At 39.8% G+C, this 387-nt stretch carries 1 pseudogene; it reads right to left on the bottom strand.

Going from position 1 to position 387, the window contains the following annotated elements:
- Positions 1 to 328 (bottom strand): annotated as a pseudogene (locus DLK05_RS17195) (transposase); the annotation flags it as partial.
- Positions 329 to 387: the final 59 nt, after the last annotated feature.

The raw sequence follows: 387 nt of genomic DNA, 5'->3' as shown, positions 1-387 counted from the left end.
AAATCCACCATTATTTGTGTGGGCGGTCGAGCTCCGCCTGGGCGAAAAAAGCGGCTGCTTTACGTAGAATTTCATTGGCACGCTTTAATTCTTTAATTTCACGTTCCATTTGCTTCATTTTTTCTTGATCAGATATCTGTTGTACTTTAATAGGATTTTGCTGATCTAAATGCTTTTGATGCCAGGCACGAAGTGTTTCAGAAGTACAACCAATCTTAGGCGCAATTGCTGTGATTGCAGCCCAAGTAGAAGGATAATCTTTTTCAGATTCAATCAATAATTGAACCGCTCTTTCTCTGATTTCAGGGGTATATTTTAATTTTGTCATCGGGATAGTCTCTCAGAATATTGACTCTCCGACAAACCCGGTACGGTTCAAAGTTTGTG

The organism is Ancylomarina longa (genome assembly GCF_003996985.1).
In the GTDB taxonomy this organism is placed as follows: domain Bacteria; phylum Bacteroidota; class Bacteroidia; order Bacteroidales; family Marinifilaceae; genus Ancylomarina_A; species Ancylomarina_A longa.
The sequence above is the reverse complement of the archived record's forward strand: the minus strand, read 5'-3'. Positions and strand labels throughout refer to the sequence as shown.